This window comes from Aerococcus sanguinicola (genome assembly GCF_008726925.1).
Lineage (GTDB): Bacteria > Bacillota > Bacilli > Lactobacillales > Aerococcaceae > Aerococcus.
Genome location: NZ_VYWO01000008.1, coordinates 43,068 through 52,107 on the forward strand (window position 1 = coordinate 43,068; position 9,040 = coordinate 52,107).

Below are 9,040 nucleotides of genomic sequence, written 5' to 3' on the forward strand. Positions count from 1 at the left end.
TCTGGATTTTTAAATGGCTGATAAATCTTTTATTCTTTAGGAAGTGAGGGCAAGTCATCCGTCTCTAAGGGCCCTTCCTGGCCGCGGCTGGCCCCGGTACGATAATCAATAGCGACTTGGGGTTGGCGGTTGGGCACGAAAACATTAAACTTAATACCCGCCCCATTATCTTCAATCGAGAAGGCTTCCATATAAACGCCTGAGGCCAGCATGTTCTCGCCCTCGAAGACCGGGGTCACCCGATAGCGGACATGGTTGCCCGTCTCTTCAATATAATTAGCCACATAGTTCTCGAAGGGCAGCATGCCTTCCACATTGAAATAGCGCGTCCCCGTCATGAGGTTGCGAATATTGGCATTCTCGCCGGTTAACTGGTAGCCAATCAGGTGGCTGCGGTTGTAGAGCCAGCCCCCATCAACGGTCGGATACTTGGCCTGCTTCCAACCTGTGGGCCGGATGGCAGAAATATCGCCCCGGTCCTCATCTGGCATCAGTTCCTGGCCGAGGACGGCATTGGCCGCTGTAACCCGGCCGTAAGTATCCAGTTGCCCATAGTCCTCATAGGCCTGGGTGGAAGAGATGTCTTCGTTGCTGAAGTGAGGAATGTTGCTGTTGACTGCCACATAGGCCTGGTCTGCCGGAACCTGGGGCACCACACCCCCTGCTTCAGCTTCCGGATCATGGGGAGCCGGTGGTGCTGTCCGGTCTTTGCCTGGCAGGTCACCACTTTCTCCCTCTGTTTGGGCAGGCAGTTCGGGATAGTGGAGGCGGTCGTCCCCAGACTCTGACCGAGAAGCCCCCTTGTTTGTAGCCCCTGATTGGCCCGAGCTTTGGACCCTAGAAGAGGCAGTTGGGGCCTCTCGATCTGGCAGACTTTGACTAGTCGGAGCCGCAGAGACGACCAAGAGCATAACCGTCGACACCACTGCCAACATGACCGCCAAATTCCGCCAACGCTTGTTTCGTCGAATATTCAAAGCCGAGAAAATAGCACTTAGCACGGCAAAAGTCGCTAGAGCAGCCTTGAGATCATTGGTCGCAATCAGTCCCAAGACCCCATTCAGTGCCGTGAAGGCCGTAATCCGCCGCTTAGTCAGGCTCCGCTGCCAATAATAGAACATGAAGCCTAGGCTCAGTAATAATATCAAGGAAAAAATAACTTGCATCCCACTTCCCCCATCCGCAAAAAAGTCTGCTTCTATTCTAGCAAAAATGAGGCGAACTTGCATTCGCTATTTTGTTAAGCTTTCCTTTGTTTTAGGGAAGCCTAATTGTCAAGTGCCCCTGTCTTTGTTAGAATAAAAGATGTGATCTATCTTAATTAAAGGAGCGATTCGAATGATTAACCAAGAACTGAGACAAGTTTTTAAAGAAAAATATGCCAAAGACCCAAGCAATCGGGCCAGCCAACATGCGATCCGCCAGGTCGGCATCCAAGAAGCCAGCCTGAATGCGGTAGTTCGCCGCCAGCACCCCTTCGCCTTCTCCGACGAAACCAAACGGGGGAAAATTACCGACCAAAAAGCTAGCGGCCGCTGCTGGATGTTCTCTGCCCTCAACACAGCCCGGGTCCATGTCATGGAGAAACTCAACCTGGAAAGCTTCGAATTCTCCCAAAACTATACCCTCTTCTGGGACAAGCTAGAGAAGGCGAATTACTTCCTCAACAGCATCATCGAAACCGCTGACCGCGAGCTCAATGACCGCTTGATCTGGCACCTCCTCCAAGCCCCACAAGAAGATGGTGGCCAATGGGAAATGTTTGCAGGCATCCTCAATAAATACGGCAGTGTGCCCAAAGAAATTATGCCCGAAACCTTCCACTCCTCCAACACCCGCCAACTCAACGAAAGCCTCAATAATAAGCTTCGGGAATTCGCCTATGAGCTCCGTCAAGCCGCTAAAGCTGGCCAAAGCCAAGACGACCTATCTGCTAAACGGGATGAACAGCTCTACTTCGTCTACCAATTACTCGTCAAGGCCTTAGGGGCTGTACCTGAAGTCTTCGACTATAGCTACCGCGACAAGGACGGCAACTACCATAAGCTCCAAGGCCTCACTCCTCAAGACTTCTTCCAAGAATATGGCGGCATCGAAACCGAAGATATGGTCAGTCTGATCAATGCCCCTACCCAGGACAAACCCTACGGCAAGACCTTCACCGTCGACTATCTGGGAACCATTGCCGAAGAAAAACCGATCAAGTACCTCAATGCCCCTATCGAGGTCCTCAAAGAAGCAGCCATCGCAGCGATTAAGGATGGCGTCCCTGTCTGGTTCGGTTGCGATGTCGGCAAGGCCAGCTACAACAAGTGGGGAATCATGGACACGGAACTCTACGATTATGAAGCGACCCTCGGCGAAAGCCTCCAGCTCAGCAAGGAAGACCGCCTAGACTACGGGGTCAGCGTCCTCACCCACGCCATGGTCCTCGTCGGCGTGGACCTGGATGCAGACGGCCAAGCCCTCAACTGGAAGGTAGAGAACAGCTGGGGTAAGAAAGTCGGTGACGACGGCATCTTCAGCATGTCCGACAAGTGGTTCGATGAATACAACTATCAAATCACCCTGCCTAGCCGCTACCTACCAAGCGACTGGCAAGGCAAGTATGACCAAGAGCCTATCCACCTCGCCCCATGGGATCCAATGGGGTCTCTGGCTAAGCACCAATAGTAAAAAAGAAGAGCTTAAAAAGAATCTCCCCTCGAGCCAAGTTGGTCCGAGGGGAGATTTACTTTTGTTTTGACTTCAAGTCTAGGCGATAGAATAGTAGAACCAGCACTTGAGAGAAAGTTTTATCTTTAAATAAAAACCGCTCTCCGAGTAGAGCGGTTAAACTTGCTAAGCAACTTACTAATCCTCTAATTGGTCCAGGTAGTCAGGTTGATAGAGTGATTCGAGGAAAGGAATCTTGGCCTTGTCTTGGCTGGCTCCTGTTCCCTGCAAGCGGTCGCGATAGCGCATATCTTTTTGGACCATGAGGTAGAACATGGAAGCCAGGGGAACCCCCAGAATCATGCCGAGAACGCCGGCTACGCCCCCACCGATGGTCACGGCAACTAGGACCCAGAGGCCCGGTAAACCGATGGAATTCCCAACCACGAAGGGATAGATCAGGTTTCCTTCCAACTGTTGGATCACCACGATAAAGATTAAGAAAATCACCATCTGGGAGAAAGAATTAGTGAGGAGGAGCAAGGCGCCAATCCCAGCTGACACATAGGCCCCCAAGATAGGGATGAAGGCGAGGACAGCTGTTAGGGCCCCAATCATTCCTGCATAGGGCAGTTGAAGCACCCACATACCAGCGGCTACCAGGCTCCCAAGAATGGCTGCTTCAACGGTTTCCCCCGCAATAAAGTTGGAGAAACTATGGTGAGCCAAGCCGACCACATTCAAGATAAAGTTACTGTGGCGGGGCGTACAATAATTCGTCACCAGGTGGCGGAACTGCCGGCCCAGCTTCTCCTTAGACGAGAGCAAGTAGACCGAGAACATCAGACCGAGGACCCAGTTCATGACTGCTGAAGCTGAAGTAGCTGCCATTGCGAGCAGGGACTGGAGGGTCGATTGGGCGAAGCTCGTCGCTGCCTGGCCGACGCGCTGGGTAATGTTTTGAATATCGAAATCAATCCGGTTGATCATGGTGAGGACTTGCGGGAAGCGGTCGGCTAAGTCGAAGAAGAAACGCTCCACATCACGGATCAAGGACGGAACGGCATAGATGAAGGTCGTCACTGCATTCACCGCTTGGGGCACCACCAACATCAGGACAGAGATCACCACTAAGATGATGGTTAAGAAGGCTAAGACCATCGCTAGCCCCCGGCGCAAGCCATCCAACCAAGCCTTCTCGGTATTAGGGAAGAGCCATTGCTCATATTTAGTCATCAGGATGTTAACCACATAGGCGATGGCACAACCCAAGATTAGCGGGTAGGCGACCCCACGCAAGGTAGCAAAGATGGATAGGGTACTCTGCCAATTGACAATAATTAAAACGAGCAAGGCCGTCAAGAGTAAAAATTTGAGAACCATCCGCTCGATTGCTTTGATTTTCATTTGATATCCTCCAAATTAGTCGGGTTCAAGCTAGTAGAAATCGCTCCTCTTCACAAAAGCCCGTCGAAGGCTTGCAGCCTTCTCTGTTCTTTTGCTCCAGAGGTCTACTTCTACCGCTAGCTTTCTCACCCTTTTTAGTCGGGTTCGGCTTGGCAGAAAGGGTGTGACTTCAGAAAAGTGGAACGACCGGCTAAAGCCGTTCTTATCCGCTTTTCTTCCAGTCAACCCTTTCTAACCGCCAAGCCTCTCACCCTTTAGTCGGGTTCGGTTGCGCAGCTTCCTTGTCACTTCACAAGTCTCCGCCGCAGTCTGTGAGACTGCTCTGGTGACTTGTTCCAGTGAAAGGAAGCTAACCGCGCATCCTCTCACCCTTTATAAACAATTGCATTGCCTTCATTTTATCACCTCCCCAGCAGTCGGGCAAGTTAAGAAAGCGCTCGCAATCACTTCTTGCTTCTGGCATAATAAAGTTAAAAATAAAGCAAAGGAGCGATTCCATATGACACGCGTAAGCTTAATTCCTGGCGATGGCATCGGACCCGAGATTGCGGATGCTACGGTCCAAGTCCTAGAGGCCGCTGGTGCAGACATTGACTGGGAAGTCCAACGTGCTGGCCAAGCGGTTTATGAAGCAAGCGGTGAGCTTATCCCAGAGGCGGTCTACCAGAGTATCGAGAAGAACGGTCTCGCCCTGAAAGGCCCCATGACCACCCCCATCGGGACAGGCTTCCGCAGTGCTAATGTGGCCTTAAGAAAGAAATATGACCTCTATGCTAACCTGCGTCCGATTCGGTCACTGGGTCAGGTTCCCGCCCTCTTCCCCGACCTCGACTTAGTCCTATTCCGGGAAAATACCGAAGACCTCTATGCCGGGGTCGAAGAGAAGGTGTCCGATGATGTCATGCACAGCATTAAGATCATCACCCGCCAAGCCTCGGAACGAATCATCCGCCAGGCCTTCGACTATGCCCAAAACCACCAGCGCCAACATGTCACGGTGGTTACCAAGGCCAATATCATGAAGCTCAGCGATGGCCTCTTCCTAGACACCGCCCGTCAAGTTGCCAAAGACTATCCTGACATTCCGCTCAAAGAAGTCCTAGTAGACAATATGGCCATGCAATTAGTCATCAACCCTAAACAATTCGATGTCATTGTCACGGAAAACCTCTATGGCGACATCCTATCTGATCTCATGGCCGGCTTGATTGGAGGCCTAGGCTTGGTTCCCGGGGCTAATATTGGAAAAGACCTGGCCATCTTTGAAGCTGTCCATGGCTCAGCCCCAGACATCGCAGGCCAGGGACGGGCCAACCCCACGGCCATGATCCTCAGCGCCTGCCTCCTCCTCGACTACATCGGCCAAGACGACTGCGCGCAAAACATCCGCCAGAGCCTAGACCGAGTCCTCAGCCACACCGAAAACTTCACCCCCGACCTAGGCGGCCAAGCCAGCACCACCGACTTCTGCCAAGCCCTCTGCCAAGACTTAAGGGTGTGAGGGCTGGCGCTCAGCTTTCCTTCACTGGAGCAAGCCACCAAAGCAGTCTGCAAGACTGCGGCGGAGACTTGTGAAGTGACAGGAAAGCTGCCAGACCGAACCCAACTAGTATGAGGACGCACAGACGATAGGTCCTAAAATTATTTTTTAATAGGTGTTTTCATCGAGAGGCAGGATATTTTGTTCTAGCCTCTCGATTTTTAGATTCCTCCATACTTTCCTGTTGGTAACTAGTCATTAAAGAAGCTTTCGATTGCCAGCTACTTTTGAGTGGAAGCCCATACTCCCCCCTTCCATTTCAGCCAAGACCCCTTATAGTTGATATCACCCCCAACTCTCATAATCTTAGAAATAATTAATGAAAACGATTAACACCTGACCAGGGATTTATTGTATAATAACTTGTAAGCGTCACCAGCTTCTAGTCTGGTGACTCTATTTATTATGAAGGAGTGTGATTAGACATGAGAAAGCGACGTTTACTGAGCCAATTTGCTATTATTGTGAGTATTTTAAGCGTCCTTGTCATGGTTGTTTTGCCTGAACACGTACAGGCTGAACAGAAACAGCGGATTATCCGCATTGCCCATAACCAGTCATCCAACCACCCCACCCATATTGGGATGGAAGCTTTTGAGAAATATATTGAGCAGGAGTTGGGCGACAAGTATGATGTCCAGATCTACCCTAGTGAGCTCCTGGGTACCCAAACCAATATGGTCCAGCTCACCCAAACCGGGGCTATTGAGATTACAGTGGCTTCCAACTCGATCTTGGAGACCTTCAACCAACAGTTCCAGATCTTCAACCTGCCCTATCTCTTCGAAACCCCAGAGATCTACCATGCCGTGATGAACGATCCCGAAATTGTGGGGCCGATCTTCAATGGGACTGAAGAATCCGGCTTCATCACCAAGGCCTGGTTAGACGCAGGGACACGGAACTTCTATGTGACCAAGGGACCGATCGAGAAGCCGTCTGACCTCTCAGGGCTCAAGATCCGGGTTCAACAGTCCCCTACCAATGTGCGCATGATGGAACTCCTCGGTGGGTCGGCAACGCCGATGGGCTTTGGGGATGTCTATACCGCGATCCAGTCGGGGGTTATTGACGGAGCAGAGAATAACGAGCTCGCTTTGACTGAGAACGGTCACGGCGACATTGTGAAGAATTATTCCTATACCCTCCACCAAATGATCCCAGATGAAGTGATTGTGAACAGCCGCTTCCTTGACGAACTACCAGCTGAAGACAAGCAAATCTTCGACCAAGGCTTCCAAATTATGCAGGATACCCAGCACAAGGCCTGGCAAGAAAAGGTGAAAGAAGCCAAGGAAAAAGCCGAAAAAGACATGGGCGTTAAGTTCAATTATCCAGACACTGCCCCCTTCCGTGAAGCGGTCATGCCCCTCCACGACGAAGTCCTCAAGGCCAATCCTTCCCTAGAGAAAATCTACAAACAAATCGAAGACAAGGCCAAGGCGGTTAAAGCAGAAGATAAGGAGGCAGAAGCTGATGCAACAAATTAGACACACCCTCGACCAGATCATGCGGGTCTTCAATGCCCTAACTTTGGGTTTAATGACCCTCTTAACCGTCTGGCAGGTCTTCACCCGCTACCTCCTCCATGCCCCTTCGACCTGGTCCGAAGAGCTCGCCTCTTATATGTTCGCCTGGGTGACCATGTTCGGGGCTGCTTATGTCTTCGGCAAGCGGGAACACATGAATATCCCGGTTATCTTAGAACGTTTCTCAGCCAAGACCCAAAAAGCCCTCAACCTCTTCAGCGAAGCCTTGATCTTTGTCTTCGCTATCGTGGTCTTAATCTATGGCGGAATTGAAATTACTTCCCTCACCATGGGGCAGATGTCATCTTCCCTCCCCTTGCCGATGGGGTATTTCTATGCGGTGATCCCTTTGAGTGGCATCTTCATTGCCCTCTACAGTGTGCTTAACATGTATGACATCTACCAAAAGCCCCTCGCTGCTTTTGATTCTGCTAAGAAGGAGGAAGACAACTAATGGCTATTCAATCATTACTTATTATGATCGCCCTCTTGGCCATCCTCTTGGTCTTGGGGATCCCTATCGCCATCGCTATTGGGATTTCGGCGATTGGCGCAATCCTACCTACCATGTCCCTAGAAACCACCGTTATTACAGCGGCCCAGCGGATCTTCTCGGGGACCTCAACCTTCACCCTGGTCGCGATTCCATTCTTCGTTCTAGCAGGGAATATTATGAACCAAGGCGGGATTGCCAAACGTCTGGTAAACTTCGTGGAAGCCATCGTGGGTAAGATCCCAGGCTCCCTGCTCCTGACCAATGTCGGGGCCAATGCCCTCTTCGGTGCTATCTCCGGTTCAGCGGCAGCAGCAGCAGCGGCAGTTGGCGGGATGGTCCAGGACGGCGAACGCGAGCAAGGCTACGACATGAACCTTGCTGCAGCGACTAACGGGGCTTCTGCTCCTAGCGGCCTCTTGATTCCCCCATCCAATGCCCTGATCACCTACTCCCTCGTTTCTGGGGGAACCTCAGTTGCTGCCCTCTTCATGGCCGGCTACCTGCCTGGTTTGATCTGGACCCTGGCCTGTATGGTCGTTGCCTTCATCATGGCCCGCAAAAAAGGCTATCTTGGCGACCAACGCCCCTTTGACTGGAAACGGCTCGGCAAGGCAACTTTAGATGCCCTCCTCCCCCTCTCCCTCATTATCGTGGTTATCGGTGGGATCATTGCCGGCGTCTTCACCGCCACAGAAGGCTCTGCCATTGCCGTGATCTATGCCCTCTTTATTTCTGTAGTGGTTTACCGGTCCATCGGCTTAAAAGACCTCTACAAGATCCTAGTCGACAGTGCTGAAACTAGCGGGATGGTGGTCTTCCTGATCGGGGTATCGAACATTCTCAGCTGGGTAATGGCCTTCACTGGCATTCCCCAAGCCATTGCCGGTGCCCTCCTCAGCATCACCGAGAACCCTCTAGCCATCATGCTGATCATTAACATCATCCTCTTGATCTCAGGGACCTTTATGGACGTGACCCCAGCTATCCTGATCTTCACGCCCATCTTCTTACCGATTGCCACTTCCTTTGGCATGTCTCCGGTTCATTTCGGGATTATCATGGTCTATAACCTCTGTATCGGGAATATCACCCCACCCGTTGGCAACACCCTCTTCGTCGCCATCCGCGTCGGCAAGTCGACCCTGGCAGATGTTATGCCTTACATGCTCAGCTACTATGGGGCCATTCTCGCTGGCCTCCTCCTCGTCACCTATGTCCCCGCCATCTCACTCTGGTTACCAGAATTGGCTGGGCTCCTATAAGTTTAAGAAAAAACGAAGCCGCATCTGGTATGCTCCCCCTAAAGTAGACACTAAAAAAAGTAAACTACTTTAGGGGGAGTTTTTATGCGTTCAAATAGAAAACATTCACCAGCAGAATTGGCTAACTATATCCATCTATATAAAGAGGGAA

The 9,040-nt window shown here is 51.4% G+C and carries 7 protein-coding genes; 5 read left to right on the forward strand and 2 right to left on the reverse strand.

Translation table 11 applies throughout. The features are described 5' to 3' along the window. Window positions 1-29: 29 nt before the first annotated feature. Entirely contained in the window at window positions 30-1,166 is a 1,137-nt protein-coding gene (locus F6I03_RS09285; RefSeq protein WP_210383782.1) for a DNA/RNA non-specific endonuclease, read from the reverse strand. Window positions 1,167-1,338: 172 nt separating this feature from the next. Between F6I03_RS09285 and F6I03_RS09290 the strand changes: the two genes are divergently transcribed. Further along, the gene (locus F6I03_RS09290) at window positions 1,339-2,673 is read left to right on the forward strand and encodes an aminopeptidase C (protein ID WP_070430621.1); all 1,335 of its coding nucleotides are present in this window, start codon (window positions 1,339-1,341) and stop codon (window positions 2,671-2,673) included. Window positions 2,674-2,853: 180 nt separating this feature from the next. On the opposite strand, the gene F6I03_RS09295 is transcribed toward F6I03_RS09290, so the two are convergent. Then, window positions 2,854-4,062: an AI-2E family transporter gene (locus F6I03_RS09295; protein WP_070430622.1), complete on the reverse strand. Its 1,209-nt coding sequence runs from the start codon at window positions 4,060-4,062 to the stop codon at window positions 2,854-2,856. Window positions 4,063-4,561: 499 nt separating this feature from the next. Between F6I03_RS09295 and F6I03_RS09300 the strand changes: the two genes are divergently transcribed. The 4 genes from F6I03_RS09300 to F6I03_RS09315 all read left to right on the forward strand — a co-directional run bounded on the left by F6I03_RS09300 (window position 4,562) and on the right by F6I03_RS09315 (window position 8,889). Further along, window positions 4,562-5,563, forward strand: coding sequence for an isocitrate/isopropylmalate dehydrogenase family protein (locus F6I03_RS09300; protein ID WP_070626065.1), 1,002 nt, complete (start codon window positions 4,562-4,564; stop codon window positions 5,561-5,563). A 464-nt stretch (window positions 5,564-6,027) separates the two neighbouring features. After that, window positions 6,028-7,092: a TRAP transporter substrate-binding protein gene (locus F6I03_RS09305; RefSeq protein WP_070430624.1), complete on the forward strand. Its 1,065-nt coding sequence runs from the start codon at window positions 6,028-6,030 to the stop codon at window positions 7,090-7,092. Beyond that, the gene (locus F6I03_RS09310; protein ID WP_070430625.1) at window positions 7,079-7,585 is read left to right on the forward strand and encodes a TRAP transporter small permease; all 507 of its coding nucleotides are present in this window, start codon (window positions 7,079-7,081) and stop codon (window positions 7,583-7,585) included. Before F6I03_RS09305 ends, F6I03_RS09310 begins: the two co-directional genes overlap by 14 nt. Continuing rightward, a complete protein-coding gene (locus F6I03_RS09315; RefSeq protein ID WP_070430626.1) occupies window positions 7,585-8,889 on the forward strand; it encodes a TRAP transporter large permease in 1,305 nt (434 codons plus the stop codon). Before F6I03_RS09310 ends, F6I03_RS09315 begins: the two co-directional genes overlap by 1 nt. Window positions 8,890-9,040: the final 151 nt, after the last annotated feature.